The sequence below is a fragment of the Streptomyces sp. JLBJ103 genome (genome assembly GCF_058215575.1).
Map to the genome: position 1 here is coordinate 1,111,054 of NZ_CM177089.1, position 17,988 is coordinate 1,129,041.

The 17,988-nt window shown below is 67.3% G+C and carries 20 protein-coding genes and 1 pseudogene; 15 read left to right on the plus strand and 6 right to left on the minus strand.

All coding sequences use genetic code 11. From position 1 onward, the window contains the following. Positions 1–69 precede the first annotated feature (69 nt). Positions 70–783, plus strand: coding sequence for an Lrp/AsnC family transcriptional regulator (locus tag AC4BEG_RS04560; RefSeq protein WP_490704626.1), 714 nt, complete (start codon positions 70–72; stop codon positions 781–783). Positions 784–845: 62 nt separating this feature from the next. Here the strand turns inward: AC4BEG_RS04560 and AC4BEG_RS04565 are convergent, their stop codons facing one another. Further along, positions 846–1,448: a TetR/AcrR family transcriptional regulator gene (locus tag AC4BEG_RS04565; RefSeq protein ID WP_490704627.1), complete on the minus strand. Its 603-nt coding sequence runs from the start codon at positions 1,446–1,448 to the stop codon at positions 846–848. 102 nt (positions 1,449–1,550) lie between these two features. On the opposite strand from AC4BEG_RS04565, the gene AC4BEG_RS04570 reads away from it, so the two are divergent. After that, entirely contained in the window at positions 1,551–2,258 is a 708-nt protein-coding gene (locus AC4BEG_RS04570) for a nitroreductase (protein WP_490704628.1), read from the plus strand. A gap of 385 nt (positions 2,259–2,643) precedes the next feature. Here AC4BEG_RS04570 and AC4BEG_RS04575 read toward each other — a convergent pair whose 3' ends face one another. After that, positions 2,644–3,423 carry a LysR family substrate-binding domain-containing protein gene (locus AC4BEG_RS04575; protein ID WP_490704629.1) on the minus strand — a complete coding sequence of 260 codons (780 nt, stop codon included), beginning with the start codon at positions 3,421–3,423 and terminating at the stop codon, positions 2,644–2,646. Between the two features lie 59 nt (positions 3,424–3,482). Here AC4BEG_RS04575 and AC4BEG_RS04580 point away from each other — a divergent pair, with 59 nt between their 5' ends. Further along, the gene (locus AC4BEG_RS04580) at positions 3,483–3,869 is read left to right on the plus strand and encodes a DUF5997 family protein (protein ID WP_201873322.1); all 387 of its coding nucleotides are present in this window, start codon (positions 3,483–3,485) and stop codon (positions 3,867–3,869) included. Positions 3,870–3,897: 28 nt separating this feature from the next. On the opposite strand, the gene AC4BEG_RS04585 is transcribed toward AC4BEG_RS04580, so the two are convergent. After that, positions 3,898–4,314, minus strand: coding sequence for a YjbQ family protein (locus tag AC4BEG_RS04585; protein ID WP_490704630.1), 417 nt, complete (start codon positions 4,312–4,314; stop codon positions 3,898–3,900). Next, complete coding sequence (locus AC4BEG_RS04590; RefSeq protein ID WP_490704631.1) at positions 4,311–5,207, minus strand: hypothetical protein; 897 nt, start codon at positions 5,205–5,207, stop codon at positions 4,311–4,313. Before AC4BEG_RS04590 ends, AC4BEG_RS04585 begins: the two co-directional genes overlap by 4 nt. Before the next feature lie 96 nt (positions 5,208–5,303). On the opposite strand from AC4BEG_RS04590, the gene AC4BEG_RS04595 reads away from it, so the two are divergent. The 7 genes from AC4BEG_RS04595 to AC4BEG_RS04625 all read left to right on the plus strand — a co-directional run bounded on the left by AC4BEG_RS04595 (position 5,304) and on the right by AC4BEG_RS04625 (position 12,034). Further along, positions 5,304–6,377, plus strand: coding sequence for an NAD(P)-binding domain-containing protein (locus tag AC4BEG_RS04595; RefSeq protein WP_490704632.1), 1,074 nt, complete (start codon positions 5,304–5,306; stop codon positions 6,375–6,377). Positions 6,378–6,509: 132 nt separating this feature from the next. Continuing rightward, positions 6,510–7,262, plus strand: a complete 753-nt coding sequence (locus AC4BEG_RS04600; RefSeq protein WP_490704633.1) for a (Fe-S)-binding protein — start codon at positions 6,510–6,512, stop codon at positions 7,260–7,262. 177 nt (positions 7,263–7,439) lie between these two features. Then, complete coding sequence (locus tag AC4BEG_RS04605) at positions 7,440–8,900, plus strand: lactate utilization protein B (protein ID WP_490706980.1); 1,461 nt, start codon at positions 7,440–7,442, stop codon at positions 8,898–8,900. Continuing rightward, positions 8,897–9,544: a LutC/YkgG family protein gene (locus AC4BEG_RS04610; RefSeq protein ID WP_490704634.1), complete on the plus strand. Its 648-nt coding sequence runs from the start codon at positions 8,897–8,899 to the stop codon at positions 9,542–9,544. Before AC4BEG_RS04605 ends, AC4BEG_RS04610 begins: the two co-directional genes overlap by 4 nt. Positions 9,545–9,727: 183 nt before the next feature. After that, positions 9,728–10,357, plus strand: a complete 630-nt coding sequence (locus AC4BEG_RS04615) for a hypothetical protein (protein WP_490704635.1) — start codon at positions 9,728–9,730, stop codon at positions 10,355–10,357. Next, positions 10,354–11,346 (plus strand): hypothetical protein, encoded by a 993-nt coding sequence (locus tag AC4BEG_RS04620; protein WP_490704636.1) that lies wholly within the window; start codon positions 10,354–10,356, stop codon positions 11,344–11,346. The genes AC4BEG_RS04615 and AC4BEG_RS04620 overlap by 4 nt, the downstream gene beginning before the upstream one ends. A gap of 151 nt (positions 11,347–11,497) precedes the next feature. Next, positions 11,498–12,034 carry a hypothetical protein gene (locus tag AC4BEG_RS04625; protein WP_490704637.1) on the plus strand — a complete coding sequence of 179 codons (537 nt, stop codon included), beginning with the start codon at positions 11,498–11,500 and terminating at the stop codon, positions 12,032–12,034. A 69-nt stretch (positions 12,035–12,103) separates the two neighbouring features. On the opposite strand, the pseudogene AC4BEG_RS04630 reads toward AC4BEG_RS04625, so the two are convergent. Beyond that, a pseudogene (locus tag AC4BEG_RS04630) lies at positions 12,104–12,430 on the minus strand (RNA-guided endonuclease TnpB family protein); the annotation flags it as partial. 247 nt (positions 12,431–12,677) lie between these two features. Here AC4BEG_RS04630 and AC4BEG_RS04635 point away from each other — a divergent pair. The 3 genes from AC4BEG_RS04635 to AC4BEG_RS04645 all read left to right on the plus strand — a co-directional run bounded on the left by AC4BEG_RS04635 (position 12,678) and on the right by AC4BEG_RS04645 (position 14,923). Then, a complete protein-coding gene (locus tag AC4BEG_RS04635) occupies positions 12,678–12,824 on the plus strand; it encodes a hypothetical protein (RefSeq protein ID WP_490704638.1) in 147 nt (48 codons plus the stop codon). A gap of 581 nt (positions 12,825–13,405) precedes the next feature. Then, the gene (locus tag AC4BEG_RS04640) at positions 13,406–14,254 is read left to right on the plus strand and encodes an NTF2-like N-terminal transpeptidase domain-containing protein (RefSeq protein ID WP_490704639.1); all 849 of its coding nucleotides are present in this window, start codon (positions 13,406–13,408) and stop codon (positions 14,252–14,254) included. Positions 14,255–14,695: 441 nt separating this feature from the next. Next, positions 14,696–14,923 (plus strand): hypothetical protein, encoded by a 228-nt coding sequence (locus AC4BEG_RS04645; RefSeq protein WP_490704640.1) that lies wholly within the window; start codon positions 14,696–14,698, stop codon positions 14,921–14,923. A gap of 523 nt (positions 14,924–15,446) precedes the next feature. Here AC4BEG_RS04645 and AC4BEG_RS04650 read toward each other — a convergent pair. Beyond that, on the minus strand, positions 15,447–15,674 hold the full coding sequence (locus AC4BEG_RS04650; protein WP_490704641.1) for a hypothetical protein: 228 nt from the start codon (positions 15,672–15,674) through the stop codon (positions 15,447–15,449). 674 nt (positions 15,675–16,348) lie between these two features. Between AC4BEG_RS04650 and AC4BEG_RS04655 the strand changes: the two genes are divergently transcribed. Beyond that, positions 16,349–17,101 carry a DUF2589 domain-containing protein gene (locus AC4BEG_RS04655; protein ID WP_490704642.1) on the plus strand — a complete coding sequence of 251 codons (753 nt, stop codon included), beginning with the start codon at positions 16,349–16,351 and terminating at the stop codon, positions 17,099–17,101. 153 nt (positions 17,102–17,254) lie between these two features. Continuing rightward, on the plus strand, positions 17,255–17,941 hold the full coding sequence (locus AC4BEG_RS04660) for a hypothetical protein (protein ID WP_490704643.1): 687 nt from the start codon (positions 17,255–17,257) through the stop codon (positions 17,939–17,941). Positions 17,942–17,988 lie beyond the last annotated feature (47 nt).

The window sequence follows — 17,988 nt, forward strand, 5'->3', positions numbered from 1 at the left end:
GCACTCGCGCAACGCGACGACGTCAGCTGGGTCGCCCTGAACGCTGCCGGCTCCGAGGTCACCTGCGCCGTGCGCTCGCGGTCACAGGAACAACGCGACGATCTGCTCGGCCGCCGGCTCCCCCGCACCGCCGCCGTGCTCGACCTACAAGCGTCGGTGCTGCTCCGCCAGTTCGTCGGCGGACGCGGGCACTACTGGGCCGCACTCGCCGGAACCCTGACCCCCGAGCAGGAGTCCGCCCTGGGGGCCGGCGACAACCCGTTCACCGAACGGCCGGTCGTACGGAGTCAGCCATCGCAACTCGGCCCCCAGGACGAGAAGCTGCTCGCGGCCCTCGCCGCCGACGGACGGGCCAGTCTCGTCCACCTCGCAGCCGCGGCCGACCTCACACCGGGCCGAGTGTCACGGCGTCTGCACGCGCTGCTTTCCGGCGGAGTGGTCCACATCGATGTGGAGATCGCACCGATGGCCCTGGGATACCGAGCCCGAGCGAACCTGTGGCTGCGAGCCCAACCAGGCAAGATCAAGGCTGTCGGGCGGGCCATGGCGCGGATGCCCGAGGTGGGATTCGCGGCCGCGGTATCCGGACCGTACAACCTCCATGCCGTCGTACAGTGCCACGATCTCGACGAGCTCTTCGAGTTCACCACCGACCGCGTCGGAACCCTGCCCGGTGTCGAAGGCATGGAGATCAGCCCCATCTTCCGCCAGATCAAGCAGGCCGGAACCCGAGTCGACGGTGACCGCCTGACCGACCCGCCGAACGAACACAGCCGCCGCTGACACCCGCGGTGTTGTTGTGCGCCGGGTCGTCCCCACGCCCGCGGGGTTGGTCCCGGCCGAGATCAAACGGCACGGTTCGTGCCCGGTAGAGCGCGTTCGAGGAGGACCTCGGCTGCTGCTCGCGCGTGCCGGCCGTAGTCCGCTTCGCCCAGCACCATGGCGCGACTGGCCGCACCGTCCGCGAGGGTGACCAGTTGTTCGGCGAGTGCGACGGGTTCCCGGCAGCCCAGCTCCCTCACCAAGGAAGTGACCAGCTCGGTCATCCGCAGTTTCTGTTCGCGGGCGTGGGAATGGACCGCACTCTTCGGGTCGGGGAACTCCGCGGCGGCATCGATGAACGGGCATCCGCGCACCGGAGCCGCGTCCGCCGCGGGTTGGTCGAACAGCCCGAGGATCCGCTCCCTTGGGGGGATGTCCTCGCGGGTCAGCACGCTCTCCAGGGTCGCGCCCGACGACGCGAGGTCCTTCAGGTGGGCGATGACCAGGTCGCTCTTGGTCCGAAAGTGCGCGTAGAGCGTGCGCTTGGACACCGGTGCTTCCTCCGCGACCTGTTCCATGCCGGTCGCGTTGATCCCCTGGGCCGCGAACAGCTGGGCGGCGGCAGCCAAGATGCGCTCCCGGCCTCCACGCCCCCCTCGTCGAGGTGCGGTAGTGGTCGTACCCATGCGGCAAGTATACGTAGGCGTTTACTTCGGCAGGGTCGGCTCGGTAGGGTTGCCTCCAAGTAAACACTTCCGTTTACATGTGCTGTCCCTGAGGAGTGTTCCATGAACAGGCCAGTCCCCACCGGTCCCGCCGACCCCACCGAGCTGAGTGGCTGCGCGGAGAAGCTGATACGCGACCGTCACGCGACGCGTGCGTTCCGTCCGGAGGTCGTGCCGGCGGACACGATGCGCGCGATCTTCTCCCTGGCGGGCGCCGCGCCGTCCAACTCCAATGCGCAGCCCTGGCAGGTGGAGGTGGTGAGCGGCGCGACGCGTGAGCGCCTGGCGCGCGCTTTACAGGCGGCCCACGCCGAGAAGCGCACCTCGGCGGAGCTCCTGTATTCCGAGGACATGTACGCGCAGGCGCAGCAGGTTCGCCGGGCCGCATTCGGAGCCGAGCTGTACGGAGCGCTGGGCATCGACCCTGACGACCATGCGGCACGTGCGGCCTACGACGCGGAGAGCTTGCGTTTCTACGGCGCGCCACACGCGGCGTTCCTGTTCGTCAACGGTGACGGCGGGCCACGGCTGGCCGCTGACGTCGGCGGCTACATGCAGACCCTTCTCCTGGCCATGACCGCGTACGGCGTGGACAGTTGCCCGCAGGGGCTGCTCAGCTTCTACGCCGACACGGTCCGAGGCGAGCTCGGCGTCACCGGAGGAAAGCTGCTCGTGGGCATCTCCTTCGGCTATGCCGATGAGACCGCGCCAGTGAACCGGGTGACGACTGGGCGCGCCGCGCTCGAGGCGACCACGGCCTTCCACGACTAGGCCGTCTCTTTCGGATCGTCGTGCGGTCCAGATGTGGGTGGCTGCGAACGATCGTGGACCAGCTTCGACGCCATCGACGGAAGAATTCGCGGCCACCCCCAGGACGATCTTGGTCAGCCCAGGAAGCTCATCCGCACCTGGCGGCGGGGGTTGTCGACATTGGTGTCCGCCAACCTCCGCGAAGACAACCCCAGGCAGCCGAGAGATCGCCGAAAGTGCCTGTGTCGCCACGGTGCCCGGCGCCGGGCGCAAGACCACCGTCGAGGAGGTGGAGGCCGTCGCGTCACGGCTGATCGCGGACAGCCCGGTGATGCTCACGGTGGACGACGGATACGGGGGCCTCGGCAACGCCGTCGACGGAGCCATGCCGACCGGGCGGCGGGGGCTACGACCGGCGGCGCGGCTTGCCGCGCTTGCCGCCCTTGCCGCCCTTGGGGCCGCCGGAACCACTCCGCGAACTGGTGCGGGTCGCCCTGCCCGCTGTGGGCTTCCCCCGTGCGCCACCAGTGTCCGGGCGCTTGCGCCCCGGCTGCGCCGGGGTGGCCGGGGCCGGCTTGCGGCCCCGTGAGCTGTTGACGGTCCGCCCGCGGACGATCCCGATGAGGTCCTCCACCAGGTCGGTGGTCGCGTCCTCCGGCCACGACAGCGCGACCCGTGACTCCGGGGCGTCGGTGACCGGACGGTAGGTGAGGTCCCTGCGGTGGTGCAGGCGGGCGAGGGACTGCGGCACCACCAGCAGTCCCACTCCGGCCGCCACCAGCGCGATGGCGTCCGCCGTCGTGGCGGGGCGCTCGATCGCGGGCCGTCCAGGCGGACGCTCCCAGTCGAGCACGTCATCGAGAGGGTGCAGCACGATGTCATCGGCCAGATCCCCGGCGGACACCTCGTCGACGGCGGCGATGAGGTGGTCCTTGGGCACCACCACGACCGTCGTCTCGGTGTAGAGGGGGATGGCGCTGAACACCGTCCGGTCGACCGGCAAGCGCACGAAGCCCGCGTCGGCGGCGCCGTCCCGCAACACACCGGACGCTTCGGCGGTGGACACCGGGACGAGGGTCAGTGGCACGTCGGGCAGCCGCTCGTTCCAGATCCGCACCCACTTGGAAGGCGTCACCCCGGGGACGTAGGCGAGCCGGAACGACGGGGATACATCCGAGCTGGTCACCCCGCCAGGCTACCGGCCGTGGTCGGAGGCACGCACACACGCTCGATACGCTGGAGTCCATGAAGTCGCACCAGACCTCCCAGACGATGAAGCCCGCGACGGCGGCGAAGAAGCTGGGCGTGTACCTCCAGGCCACCCCCTCCGAGTTCCAGGAGGGTGTCGTCTCGCGCGCCGAGCTGAACGCGCTCCAGGCCGATCCGCCCGAGTGGCTGCGGGAACTGCGCCGCAACGGCCCGCACCCCCGCCCCGTGGTCGCGGTGAAGCTGGGCATCTCCATCGCGGGTCTCGCGCGCGGCGGAGTCACCGAACCCCTCACCACCGAGCAGATCGACGCCCTGAAGCAGGACCGGCCCGAGTGGCTGGAGAAGGAGCGCGCCACCCAGGCCGAGGTGCGCAAGGAAGCGGCGCGGATCAAGGAGAAGAACGCGGCGCGGCAGGACGGCTGATCACGTCATACGCATCACATCACGCGCATCAGCCGAGGAAGCTCAGCCGCACCTGACGGCGGGGGTTGTCGACATTGGTGTCGACAAGGCACACCGACTGCCAGGTGCCGAGGGCGAGTTGTCCGCCGATGACCGGCAGCGTGGCATGCGGCGGGATGATGGCGGGCAGCACATGGTCCCGGCCGTGGCCGGGGCTCCCGTGGCGGTGCCGCCACCGGTCGTCGGCGGGCAGCAGATCGTGGAGCGCGGCGAGCAGATCGGTGTCACTGCCCGCGCCGGTCTCCAGGATCGCCACACCGGCGGTGGCATGCGGCACAAACACATTGAGCAGTCCGTCGCGCCCGTCCGCCACTTCCCGCAGATAGGCCGCGCAGTCGGCGGTGAGGTCGGCGACGGTCTCGCGGGAGCCGGTGGTGATCTCGAGGACATGGGTACGGAAGGTCATGCCCCCATCTTCGTACCCAGCGCCGACCGTGCGTTGGACCGCATCGTCTTCAAATCGCGCCGTACCGCCTCGTACGTGGCCCGGTGGCGGGCGATATCGGCCCGCTGGCGCTCGGCGAGTACGGACGACCACACCTTCACGGTGTGGTGTTCTCCCTTGCACGCGATGTCGGCCACGGCCGTGCCCACTTCGCGCTTGCTGTGGGTGGTGTTGCCGTCCGAGCCGCGGGCCCACTTCTTGTCGGAGAAGGCGGCTCGGGGAGACGCGTACCGCTTGAAGCCCTTGTCCTCGACACACCGGGACCAGGTCTTCAGCGCCCGCCGCACCCGCGGGTCCCGCCGTGCGGCCTTCTCCACCCGCGTCTCGCGCCCGATGAGAAAGCTCCACATGCGCTGCTCGTCCTCGACACCGCGGTACAGCCGGCGGTCCGCCTCACCGTTGCAGCCGCCCTTGGGGCCCTTGTGGGGCGCTTCGCCCTGCACCGCGGCGTACTCCCGCTCCGTCATGGGGCGGCCCTCCGGTCGCAGGCGGTTCTTCTTCTTGGGATCCCAGCCGTAGCCCCAGCGGCGGGCGTGGTCGAGGTCGAGTTCGCCGTAGGGGCTGGCGTCCGACACCGCCACCACGCTGGAATACCGCGTACCCATGCTCACGGGCTGCGGATGGCGGGGGAAGCCGGTGAACCCCAGGCGCACCATGCAGCGTTGCACCAAGAGGTCGCGCGCGTCGCCGTAGTGCTCGAAGTCGTCGTCGCGCTGGTACCGGTCGAGCGGCAGCGGGGGCGCCTCCAGGGCTCCCTGGGGTGGTGTGTGATCCGTGGAGCCGCCTCCGGCCCCGCAGCCCGCCACCGCCGCGATCAGCAGTGCCACCGCCGTGCCGCGTACACACTTCGCCACTGTTGGTGCCCTCCCCGTCTGCGTCCCCCGCCCCTGGCCAGTGGACCCTATCGCCCGGCCGGGAAGATCCCGCGGCCGATCCGGGTTGGTGGAAACATGAACAACGTGGATGTGGTGGTCGTGGGTGCCGGGCAGGCGGGGCTGTCCGCCGCGTACCACCTGCGGCGGGCGGAGTACGAGCCGGGCAGCGGGTTTGTGGTGCTCGACCACTCCCCCGGGCCGGGCGGCGCGTGGCAGTTCCGTTGGCCCTCGCTGACGTACGGCAAGGTGCACGGGATGTACGACCTGCCGGGTATGCGGCTGACCAGCGACGACGCCGACGCCGAGCGGCCGTCGTCCGAGGTGGTGTCCGCGTACTTCGACCGCTACGAGCACACCTTCGGCCTCCGGATCGTACGGCCCGTCCATGTCACCGCCGTCCGTGAGGGGGACGGCGGACGGCTGGTGGTGGAGACCTCGGCCGGGAGCTGGTCCACGCGGGCCCTGATCAATGCCACCGGCACCTGGGACCGGCCGTTCTGGCCGCGCTACCCCGGGCAGGAGACCTTCCGGGGGCGTCAGCTGCACACCGCGCAGTACCCCGGCCCCGAGGCGTTCACGGGGCAGCGGGTGATCGTCGTGGGCGGTGGCACCTCCGGGGTGCAGCATCTGCTGGAGATCGCCGAGGTGGCGGCGGAGACGACCTGGGTGACCCGGCGGCCGCCGGTCTTCCGTGAGGGGCGGTTCGACGAGATCCGGGGACGTGCGGCCGTCGCCATGGTCGAGGAGCGGGTGCGGCGCGGGCTGCCGCCGCAGAGCGTGGTGTCGGTGACCGGTCTGCCCATGACGGAGGCGATGCTGCGGGCCCGGGAGAAGGGTGTCCTCGACCGGCTGCCGATGTTCGACCGGATCACCCCGACCGGGGTGAGCTGGGACGACGGCCGGGCCGTGGACGCGGACACCATCCTCTGGGCCACCGGCTTCCGCGCCGCGATCGACCATCTGGCACCGCTGAGGCTGCGCGAGCCGGGCGGTGGTATCGCCCTGGAGGGCACCCGTGCCGTCCGGGACCCCCGGATCCATCTGGTCGGCTACGGGCCCTCGGCGAGCACGGTCGGCGCCAACCGCGCGGGGCGGGCCGCGGTACGGGAGATCCAGGCGCTGCTGGACACGGTCCCGGCCGTCGTCTGAAGGCGCCCTCGCCCGCACGCCGACCGTCCGAGGACGCGCGCTCCTTCACAGCACCCAGCCGCTGCGGCAGTATGAGCCCCCAGGTGATCATTCGGCCTGGGACCGGGCCGCTGCCCGGCCGGAGGAGGAAACGTGCGCGTAGGGCTCTTCATCACATGCGTCAACGACACCCTCTACCCGCGCACCGGACAGGCCGTGGTCACGCTCCTCGAACGGCTCGGTGTCGAGGTCGGCTTCCCCACCGAGCAGAGCTGCTGCGGCCAGCCGCAGTTCAACACGGGCTACCGCCATGAGACCGAGCCGCTGGTACGCCGCTATGCCACCGCCTTCCGGGACTACGACTACATCGTGGCCCCGTCCGGCTCCTGTGCCGCGATGGTGCGGGACAACTACCCGCGCATCGGTGCGAAGGCCGCCGTGGAGGGCCGTGGCCCGGAGCTCTCGGAGGCCGCGGCCGCCGTTGTCCCCAGGACGTACGAGCTGACGGAGTTCCTGACGGATGTGCTGAAGGTGACCGACGTCGGCGCGTACTACCCGCACACCGTGACGTACCACCCCACCTGCCACGGGCTGCGGATGCTCCACCTCGGCGACCGCCCGCGGGCGCTGCTCGACGCCGTCCGGGGCCTGGACCTGGTGGAGTTGCCGGGCGCGGAGGAGTGCTGTGGCTTCGGCGGTACGTTCGCCGTCAAGAACGCGGCCGTGTCGGCGGCGATGGGCGCGGACAAGGCGCGCAACATCACGGCGACGGGCGCGGAGGCGGTGTGCACGGTGGACAACTCGTGCCAGATGCACATCGGCGGCACGCTCGCCCGGCAGGGCTCGACGGTGCGCCCGGTGCATATCGCGGAGATCCTGGCCAGTACGGAAGGACATGTGTGGTGAGCGAACACCACACACGAACACCACACACAAGCGCCCAACACGAACACCACACATGAGCGCCCGACACGAGAGAACACCCCATACGAGAGGCCACTCGGCGAGAAACCCGCGAGGAAAGGCCACTCCGGTGAAAGGAGACCCCCGGTGAGCGGATCCGGCCACGCCACCTACCTGGGGATGCCCGCGTTCCCGAAGGCGGCCGACACCTCCACCCGTGACACCCAGCTGCGTGCCAACCTCCGCCACGCCACCCACACCATCCGCGCCAAGCGCGCCACCGCGGTGGCCGAACTGGACGACTGGGGGAAGCTGCGCGCGGCTGGCGCGGCCATCAAGGACCGTACGCTGCGCCATCTCGACCACTACCTGGAGCAGTTGGAGCGCTCCGTCACGGCGGCCGGTGGCCAGGTGCACTGGGCGGCGGACGCGGACGAGGCGAACCGGATCGTCACCGAGCTGGTGCGGGCGACGGGCGAACGGGAGGTCGTCAAGGTCAAGTCGATGGCCACGCAGGAGATCGGGCTGAACCACGCGCTCGCCGAGGCGGGCATCACGGCGTACGAGACGGACCTCGCCGAGCTGATCGTGCAACTCGGCGACGATCTGCCGTCCCACATCCTGGTGCCTGCGATCCACCGCAACCGCGCCGAGATCCGGGACATCTTCGCGACGAAGATGGCGCGATGGGGCCGCCCCGCCCCGGACAACCTCAGCGACGCGCCCGCCGACCTGGCGGAGGCGGCCCGTCGCCACCTCCGCGAGAAGTTCCTGAACGCCAAGGTGGGCGTCTCGGGCGCGAACTTCATGGTGGCGGAGACGGGCACGCTGGTGGTGGTCGAGTCCGAGGGCAACGGACGGATGTGTCTGACCCTCCCCGAGACGCTGATCTCGGTGGTGGGCATCGAGAAGGTGGTGCCCACGTTCCAGGACCTGGAGGTGTTCCTCCAGCTCCTCCCCCGCTCCTCGACCGCCGAGCGGATGAACCCGTACACCTCGACCTGGACCGGCACCACGGGCGACGACGGCCCGCGCACCTTCCACCTCGTCCTGCTCGACAACGGCCGTACCGACACCCTCGCCGACACCGTGGGCCGCCAGGCGCTGCGCTGTATTCGCTGTTCGGCGTGTCTCAATGTGTGCCCGGTGTACGAGCGCGCGGGCGGCCATGCGTACGGCTCGGCCTACCCGGGCCCGATCGGCGCGATCCTCACCCCACAACTACGCGGCACCCAGAGCGAGTTGGACGCCTCACTGCCGTACGCGTCGTCGCTGTGCGGGGCGTGCTACGAGGTGTGTCCGGTCGCCATCGACATCCCCGAGGTCCTGGTCCATCTGCGCGAACGCGTCGTCGAGGGCGGCCCGGTCTCCGTTCGCGGCACCCGTACGGTCATCAAACCCGCCAAGGGCCACGCCGCCGAGCGCGCCGCGATGCGGGCGGCGCGCTGGGCGCTGGACCACCCCGGGGTGCTGCGCACCGGGCAGCGCCTCGCCTCCCGCACCCGCCGTTTCCACCCGCGCCGGCTGCCCGGCCCGGGGCGCGCCTGGAGCGACACCCGAGAACTGCCCACGGTGCCCGCGGAGTCCTTCCGCGACTGGTGGCAGCGGACCCGCGCCACGAACGACAGGAGCACCCCATGAGTTCACGCGACCTCGTCATGGCGAGGGTCCGCCGCGCGCTGGCCGATGTCCCGCGTGCCGAGACCCCGTCGGAGGTGGCGGTCGAGCGTACGTATGCCCGCCGCCACGGCGACCGCACCCCGGCCGAGACCGCCGATCTCCTGGCCGAGAACCTCGCCGACTACCGCGCCGTCGTCCACCGCACCCACGCCGCCGCCCTCCCGGCCCTGATCGCCCGCCTGCTGACGGCCCGCAACGCCACCACGGTGGTCGTCCCGCCGGGCCTCCCCGTGGACTGGCTCTCCGCCACCGACATCCACCGGGTCCCGGACACCGCCGACCTGACCCCGCACGACCTGGACGCGGTGTCCAGCGTGGTCACCGGCTGCGCGGTGGCCATCGCCGAAACCGGCACGGTCGTCCTGGACGCCTCCCCCGACCAGGGCCGCCGCCGTATCACCCTGGTCCCCGACCACCACATCTGCGTCATCCGCGTCCCCACCCAGGTCGTGGACTCCGTCCCCGAGGCCCTCGAACGCCTCGACCCCGCCCGCCCCCAAACCTGGATCTCCGGCCCCTCCGCCACCAGCGACATCGAACTCGACCGAGTCGAGGGCGTCCACGGCCCCCGCACCCTGGAGGTCGTCCTCGTCACGGAGGACTGACGCTCCGGTCCGAAGCGCGGCATTCACCACCGGCCACGGCCGATTCCTACCACTCAACCCGAACACGTGACCATCGCCACAGCGACACCCCCTCACCCAGAGTCACCTCAGGTGGCGCAGCGTCATACCGTACTGTAGTGCCCATTTACCGGGCACACGAGTCGTACGTTCAGGGGGGATGAAATGAGCCAGCACAAGCCGGAGACACACGACAAACTGCCTGAGCCCGACAACAGCGAGATACCCACTCCGCCCGACCACCCGTTCAATATCAATGAGTTAAAGGTCCCGCCAGGACTGAACGCCCTCCCGAACCAGGACAACATCTACGCTCCCGGTTCACAGGTCCCGGAGCGCCCTTACTTTCCTCCGGGCACCCAGGGGCCAGTGGCACCGAACCTGCGGATCTCATCCCATGTGCTGAAGAAGGCTGCCGGCAAGGTGGACCGCGTGTACAACGCGTTCTACAAGGCGGCAGCCTCATTGGAGGAGTCCACGGAAACTGCCGCCAAGGGCCTGGGCCCGGCAAAAGAGGAGGACTCCCCGCAGACTCCGTCCGCACTGACCGCTTCACACAAGAACTGGGAGCGGCAAGCCGGTGTCGTGGCCGCTTGGCTCGCCCACATCTCCAACAGTCTGCGCCTGGCCGCCGACACGCACACGAAGAACGACCAAGGGGTACGGGATTCCTTCACCTGGGACAAAGACACCGACAATCCGTATCTCAAGTACTACCCCGACTCCACGGACGCCCCTGCGACATCCGGCCAGCCGTCGGTGTCCGACCTGTACAAGAAGTGGGGGGTCCAGTGAGCTTCTACTTCTACCAGCGCTTCAGGGAAGCGAACTTCAGCGGCCTGGAGACATTGGCCACCAAGTGGCAGAGCGTCTACGACGCCATCAAGGATCTCGATGACGACATACGCGACGAGGTGCTCAGGCCGCTCAAGGACAATGGGTACTGGGAAGGTCAGGCGGCTCCGTACGCATGGGCCCAGATCGATGACATCCAGCGGCAGGTAACTGCGGCCGCCAAGGTCGCACAGGCTGTGAAGAAGACCATCGAGGACGGTGCCGGTGAACTCAAGGCCGTCCAGACGAAGTTCGACGACGCGGTGAGAAGGTTCGGCGAACAGAACCTGAGCGTGCAATCCGATGGCAAGGTGACGGCCTGGACGATGCTCCACACCAACCCCTCCAAAGACGAGAACCGCAAGGCGGCCGAAGCACAGCGGGAGCTCAACGACCTCATCCGCGAGGCGTTCCAGGTCGACCAGAACCTGTCGTTCACGCTGATGGAGAACATCGGCCTTGATTGGTTCAACACCAAGCATCTGCGGACCGATATCAACGGCACCAGCACCATTAGCACCGACCGTTTCGATGCTCTTGACCGGGCTATGCGGGGCAAGGACCCCTATCCGGATAAAAACAATGAAACACCTCGTGAGGTCGTGCTCGACTGGCTGGCTGGAACAGGATCCGAGAATCGCGAATGGTCGCAGGGTGACAAGTTCATCGAGCAGCTCAGAGAGAGCGAGAGCATGAAGACGATCCGCGATCAGGTCGTCACCGGATGGTATAAGGGATCGCCACAGGGGGTTGCCCGACACAAGATCGACGGTAAGTCATTGATCGAGCAGGCAGGAATTTACGCCAAGGACATGGCGGGCCTGTTCGCCATCGACAACCTGTGGACGGGAAAACCAACGAGGCGCAGTCCATGCTGGGGTCCTATGTGGTGCATTACGAGGTCAAGGGCGAGGACCCTGATGGCGCGCTCATCGTGCAATACACATTGAAGAACGACACGGACATGGAGTCCTTCGCGCCTACTTACGGCAAGTGGCAAAAAGGGTTGAATCACGACGACGGAACGCCGACGAGCGACATCCACGAGACGATGACCTGGACCGAGCGCGTCAACCCGAACGACTGGTCACAGGGACCATCATGATGACGGCGAAAACCAAGCGATTCCGCCTGCTTCGTCTGTTCCTCAGTACGTGGCCGAGGAGAATCGCCTTCGTCATGGCGCTGTGCGTCCTTCTTCCGGTGGACTGTTCAGCGATCCTGCATCAGTTTTCAACATGTGAGAATCACAACCTCGATGTGTCCGAGTCGAATCTGTACGGCACCTACAAAGGCCCGCACGGGATGAAGATCGAACTGGCTCCACCCAAGCCGGACGCACTGCCCCAAGACAACAGCCTGCGCGTGGAGAACTGGCCACTCCACCTCTCTGATCTCAACAGCGACGGTGAAGTCGAGCCCGACTTCACCGGGAAGGCGCGTCTCATCAATGGTCCCGGGACCTGGGTGTACTCGGTCGAAGAGGACGCGGACGGCGTACGTTTCCCGCAGATTTCGCTGGGATTCGATGAACCCACCGATGACCAGTCGCTGATGGTCGGCGGCAGCCCAGAAAATCCGTCACTCTCCACCGCGACGGAATCCGGCTCCTGTGGCGTCACGGAATTTCGTCGGTAAGCAACAACGCAACATACGGGGCCCGCCCACCGCTACTTCACCGGAGGGCGCCGGACTCACGCCGCCTCTTCCCGCGCGACGGTGCTGAGGGAGGCCTTCCTTGATGTCCTTCAGGGCCTTCGCGCGGGACTTGCCGAAATCGCGTATGAGCTGCTGCTGAGGAACGCTGGAGCTCTCGCGCAGCCAGGTCGTCATCCGCCGACCTCGCGGTCAGCATCTTGTCCAGCGCGGCCGGACCGGCCTTCTCACCCTCGCGGTATGCCTTCTCGAGCGGGCCACGCACTCATTCCAGACCCACCCGACACCGGTCCCCCTCGGCTTGAGTGCGCACCGGGCCACAGACGACAGGCGCACACGGTAGGCGTACCGGGCACCACGACCTGGGGGCGAGCGCACAGGGTGCGGTGCGCCGACATGGGACTGTGGGAGGAGATCGAGCGAATACGGGCAGCGGAGGGGGATCCCCTCGCGCTGTTGGGGAAGTTCCGGCGCACGGCGGTGATGGTGCCCGTTGGCGACGATGTGTTGATGTCGGCCCATTACCAAGAGATCCGCTGGATCTCCACGTTCACCGATGAAGCCTCGCTGGCGCGGGGCTCGGCTCCCGACGAGCCGTGGACGACGAGCGCGTATTCGGGCGCGGTTGCTGGACGCGGTGATCCCGGCGCTGGAGGGCCCGGCCGGGGGCGCGGTGGTTGTGGCCGCCCGGGAGGCATCGATGCTCTTCCCCTCGGCGCGGGGGATCGTGCCGGACGCGGTGGTGGTGGACGTACGCAGGAGACCGCGATGACTCCGGGCGGGGAGGGTGCCCGATGAGCGGAAGCGGCAAGAACCCTATCTGGCGCTGGACAAGGGCGCGTTGGAGAACATCACCAAGGGTTGCGCGCGGCGATCAGGAAGCTGCGGGAGATCGCCTGGGCGTCCGACGCCGTGTCCCAGCCCTTGCATGGCAGCGACAGCAGGGCATATGCCACCAGGCCCCAGATCTGAACCCCCCTGCCGAGGGTGCGGTGTTGCTCACATCACCGCCTCATCAGGCCAGTTGAGAGCCGCGGAGAGGTTTAGACCCAGTGCGCGGTGTCAGTGGCTGCCTCTATTGTGGGGGTCATGTGTCCGACTCCTACTCCTCGTCAGCCCGCCTTAACGTCCATGCCCCTCTCCACTGACCAGGCCAACGAGGCCATCCGCGTGTTTCTGCGGGCGCGTGCCGGGCGGGCGTTGCGTCCGGCGGAGCGGGCTGAGTACGGGCGGTTGTTGCGTGTGTATACGCGGGCGTTGCGTGGGGAGATGGAGAAGGCTGCCTGAGTGAGGGGCGCCGGAGGGGCCGGCGCCCATCAGATCTGGGGGGCGGGGGCGGCAACGGTGCGCGCAGTGGGAAAGGTCGTTGTGGGGGCGGCCGTGGTCGCGTTGGTGGGCGGAGCCGGGTTCGGGGCGTACAACCTCTACAACGGGGTGACCGGCGGCAGCACTACGACGACGCATGACGGACCGGTGACCGCGTCCGAGGTCCGGGATACCGCGGACCACTTCCTCGATGCGTGGGCGGACGGCAACGACATGCTGGCGTCCGACTTCACTAACGACGCGGAGTCAGCCCTCGGCGCGCTGGGCGGGTTCCGGGACGAAGCCCGGGTGAAGAAGGTGACGCTGACGCCGGGCGAGGCGAAGGGCACCACGGTGCCGTTCCGGGTCAAGGCGGAGATCCATTACGGCAAGACCCGTTCGACCTGGAGCTATGACTCGCGGCTGACCGTGGTGCGCGGCCGGACGACCAACAAGCCACTGGTCGACTGGGCGCCCTCGGTCATCCATCCCAAGCTGGCGAAGGGCCAGACGATCCGCACGGACCTGGCGGAGAATCCGCCGATCCAGGTGCTGGACCGGCAGGGCAAGGAGCTGCGGCAGGGGCGCTATCCCTCGCTCGATCCGCTGCTGACCTCGCTCCGGGCGCGGTACGGGGACGATGTGGGCGGTACGGCGCAGGTCGAGGTGTGGGTGGTGCGGTCCGACGGGTCGGCCGGGGACACCCTGCATGTGGTGACGAAAGGCAAGCGGGGCACCCTGCGCACCACCCTCGACGCGACCGTACAGAAGAGCGCCGAGAAGGCCGTGGCCAACCGGGTCGGCGCGTCCGTGGTGGCACTCAAGCCCAGCACCGGCGAGATCCTGGCGGTGGCCAACTCCGACCAGGGCGAGTTCAACGCGGCGTTGCAGCGGTGAACTCGGCGGCGCTGATGACCGTGCCGGTGGGGTTGTTGGGGTAAATTCACCGACATCACGCGAGAGTTCGGCCGCATTGCCGCCTTGATTTGGTCAAGGTTCAGGACCCAGTCGTGATCCGGGTCCAGTGCGACACCGGTCACCTCGCACAGCGCCGGCGGGTGGCTCTGAGTTCGACTAGGGCTGGGGCCGAAGGTTGAACCAGCAGCCGGGCTGGAAGTCACCGGTGGTACGCGAGGCAAAATAAGAGCAGGCGCCGAATCCCGGATGCTGCACCCAAAGTCCGGCATATATTCGGAACAGACTCGCCCGGCAGGAAGCGTCACGTTTCGCTCTTATTTCGGCATTACATGTCACCGAATTGGTCAGGCCGTACCGTTGACGTGAAAGATGCCACGCCAAAACCTCCCGCGTGGCTGGCACCTCTCAGAGGAGTGAACGATGCCGATCGCACCTCGCAGGTACAACCAGGCCAAGGTGCTGCTGACCCTGGCTGGCAGCACTCAAGCCGGCCGGTCGCACGTCATCCAGTCGCACGACGACGCAGTCCCGGATCACTGGGGCTACCAGCTACTGAGCGAGGCACGCAGAGAACTCCAGGCCCTGGGCTGGACACAGCAGCAGCAAAACGCTGTTGTGGAGCAAGCAAGGCGGGTCATGTTCGGTTGAGTCCGACTGTCCCTGGGTTCTGCCTCTTGGGTTCGGGCTCTCTTCCTACCCCCATTGATGAGGCCGTCCTCTCGAGGGCAGATGCGCAGTTCAGTTGGGCTTCAGCCCGGCCGAACTGCGCACCCCGCAGACAGCCCGAGAATCGGGCAAACTGTGAGACCCGTTAGCCTTAACGGGCCTCACGACCCTACGTGCCTCCTTCCACATATGAGGAGAGGTGTTAACCCCTGCGTGCTCGAGTCGCCGGAGTCGACGCTGTCACGCTTTCAGCGCGTTCCCCAGCAAACTCAGGAATGACTCACTGCAATCGTTCCCTGTGTGCTGAGGAAGCGCACCTCGACGGACTCAAAATCCGTCCAATCGGAAACCTCGACGGCGAGTCGGCCATGGTTCGAGGCCCGACTCCCCTGACGGTTCGGACATAAGAAGCAAGCGACAAGCCAAGCGGCTTGGCCGCAGAGACCGCCTCAGCAATCGATAACGATCGATGGTCCCAGGGCCAGAGAGCCCCTGGCACTTGCTGTTATTTCGATACGGCATAGCCGATGTTGATGTGGCACGTCTCGACCCATGGCCAACACCCGCACGAGCGGCCCACACCACTATCGAGCAGTTCCTCGCAAGCGGCAGTGCGCAGTTCGCAATTGGGATCGTTATCAACGCGGTGGTGCAACAGCGGCCGACCTCGGTCGTCGACGACGGCCAGCCAGTGGAACTCCTCGGCGATGTCGATTCCCGCGGGGGCGGACATGACGCTCCCCTTGCCGTGCACGGTACGGCGCGACCTCTTCCGCCTGTCCTCGCCCTACCAAGCGATGGTCCGCAGAGCCTGATCAGCAGTGCGGAAAAGGTGGCCGGGCAGGGGGAACAGTCATCTGAGCCATCGACGGCAGCCAGTGTGAAATCCATCCCTGCCTCGCTCGCGCGACCCCATCGTCGCGAACGACCGGGCCGTCCGAAAGCAGGTAGAGCCGCATGCGGCATGACGGCGCAGGGGCCGCGACCAAGGCGGTCAGCAGGATCGATAGCCGGCGGCGGCCGTGACTGGTTCGAGCGTTTGCCCAGCACCCCCCGCACGGCGGGACCGCCGGGGCTACTCCCGCCGCCCGTGACGTCGCGCCCTTGCCCTTTCGGGGACCGGGATATGCGCTGGAGGGTGCAGAAGGCATGCGCGCCCCCGGCCGGGCAGGTTGCAACCCGCAGGGGTGCGGTGACCGGCACGCGAAGCGGTGACCGATCCGCATCAGCAACTCCGCCGGGATTACCTGGCCATCGAGTGCTCTCCTCAGCACGAACGCCCTGACGGGGCCGAATGACGAGATATTTATGACCAATAACAGCACGTACCTGATGCGGGCTCATCGCGGAAACCGACTCGTGCGCGGGTACATCAGAAGTGGGTGCGCTGGATGAAGATTTGCTGTTATGAAGCACACCACTGTTCTGTCGACTTTCGGTCCAGTTGGCGGTGGGGCAGACTGGGAATTGCCGCAAGGTTACTCGGTGGTTGTTCCGAGTAATCGACCGGTTGTCCCGTCGTTCCCGAATTTTTGCGATGAAGGAGTGATCGTGATGAGCGTTGGCGACGAACTCTCCAGCCTCGATTTCTCAGCGATGATCGGGGGACCACTGTCGGCAGTGGTCAAAGCTCAGGCACAGTCGGCGCAGTCGTCGGTCGACTACATCAAGTCGGTGGGGTTCGGCCAGGACGGCAGTCCCACCCTTGTGAGCTTCTCGTACGACAAGCCGGTGGAGCGGAAGAATGAGCACGGTGTGGTCACAGGCGTCGAACACCAGCCGTACAAGCTGACCGTCCCGATCCTGACGATGCTGCCAGTTCCGTTCATCAGGGTCGCGGAGACAACCATCGAGTTCAATGCCAAGATCAATTCGATCCAAGAGTCGACGACGGCCTCGTCCGACGACTTGCACGCATCGCTCGATGCTTCAGTGGGCTGGGGCCCGTTCTCTGCCCAGCTGAAGGTGAACTACGCTCATCAGCAGTCGACAACTTCGGGCTCCAAGGTCGAGCGCTCCTACTCCATGGCAGTCGCGGTGAAGGCCGTGCAGGATGAACTTCCCGCCGGCACCGAGCGACTCCTGGGCATACTCGAGCGCAGTATCCAAGAAGCTCCTGCCGGCCAAACAAGTCAACCGGCAGTCCCGGCAAAGCAGTAGACCGTGGAGCGGTGACGAGTAAACACGCTTGGATCTCGCTCTCCAGCGGTGACGGTGTTCCGTGCCATGTGGCAGGGAACACCGTCCCCTTCATGGATATCAGTACACATGGCCATTCCATGACAGCGCCTCGGGTTGAGGGTAGGGGACGACGTGACAGAACTCTCGGAACTGCTCGGCACGCTCTTGTCGAGCGTGGCCAAAGCACGGCACATGACAGACCTTCAGACGGCTACTATCGCGGAGCAGTACCGGGCCAACCCACTGCTCGAGGGACTGAGCGTACCGCGTGTACGGCTTCCCGAACTTCGGGTCGACCTACCGGTCATCATCGAAGGAGGTGCCGCGGGGAGCCCCATCCAATTCCAGGAACCGAAAGTCATCGCCCATGAGGCAGTGTCAGCCATCACCGAGAAACTTGCCGCCTGGGGCATCGAGCTACCGGCCGAGGTCAGGAAACGGCTGCTCAGCCGCTTGCGTGCCGACCTGCGCGGCGTGACGACCAAGCCCGGCGGCCACCTTCAAACGGAAGCCGTCAGCCGTCAGACGGTGACGACAAGCCGCGACATGCTCCAGGCCTCGCCTCTCGCGGAACACCTTGACGCGGACAGGATGCGAGGGATCCTGGACACGGTGCGGCGCCGAGTTGACGAGACAGCCGAAATGGCACCCGGCCATCCGCCCGGTATCCGTGTGAACGTGGTCTCAGCCGAGGTCAAGGAACGCGTTTCCCCCGCGGTCGTCGCACGACTGAGCCTGGCCATCAAGGAAGAAGGGCTCGAATGGGAAATCACACGGACTGAAGACGGAGCCATGAGACGGCGGCTCGGTCCCGAGTGACTCTCTGGCGAGCGGGCCCCCGATCATGCCAAGCACGGAGAACGGTC

What these genes read in the sequence shown, in the direction of transcription:
- AC4BEG_RS04565 (WP_490704627.1), bottom strand. Translation starts at nt 1,448, where the DNA reads ATGGGTACGACCACTACCGCACCTCGACGAGGGGGGCGTGGAGGCCGG.
- AC4BEG_RS04570 (WP_490704628.1), top strand. Translation starts at nt 1,551, where the DNA reads ATGAACAGGCCAGTCCCCACCGGTCCCGCCGACCCCACCGAGCTGAGT.
- AC4BEG_RS04580 (WP_201873322.1), top strand. Translation starts at nt 3,483, where the DNA reads ATGAAGTCGCACCAGACCTCCCAGACGATGAAGCCCGCGACGGCGGCG.
- AC4BEG_RS04585 (WP_490704630.1), bottom strand. Translation starts at nt 4,314, where the DNA reads ATGACCTTCCGTACCCATGTCCTCGAGATCACCACCGGCTCCCGCGAG.
- AC4BEG_RS04595 (WP_490704632.1), top strand. Translation starts at nt 5,304, where the DNA reads ATGAACAACGTGGATGTGGTGGTCGTGGGTGCCGGGCAGGCGGGGCTG.
- AC4BEG_RS04605 (WP_490706980.1), top strand. Translation starts at nt 7,440, where the DNA reads ATGCCCGCGTTCCCGAAGGCGGCCGACACCTCCACCCGTGACACCCAG.
- AC4BEG_RS04610 (WP_490704634.1), top strand. Translation starts at nt 8,897, where the DNA reads ATGAGTTCACGCGACCTCGTCATGGCGAGGGTCCGCCGCGCGCTGGCC.
- AC4BEG_RS04615 (WP_490704635.1), top strand. Translation starts at nt 9,728, where the DNA reads ATGAGCCAGCACAAGCCGGAGACACACGACAAACTGCCTGAGCCCGAC.
- AC4BEG_RS04625 (WP_490704637.1), top strand. Translation starts at nt 11,498, where the DNA reads ATGATGACGGCGAAAACCAAGCGATTCCGCCTGCTTCGTCTGTTCCTC.
- AC4BEG_RS04645 (WP_490704640.1), top strand. Translation starts at nt 14,696, where the DNA reads ATGCCGATCGCACCTCGCAGGTACAACCAGGCCAAGGTGCTGCTGACC.
- AC4BEG_RS04650 (WP_490704641.1), bottom strand. Translation starts at nt 15,674, where the DNA reads ATGTCCGCCCCCGCGGGAATCGACATCGCCGAGGAGTTCCACTGGCTG.
- AC4BEG_RS04655 (WP_490704642.1), top strand. Translation starts at nt 16,349, where the DNA reads ATGAAGCACACCACTGTTCTGTCGACTTTCGGTCCAGTTGGCGGTGGG.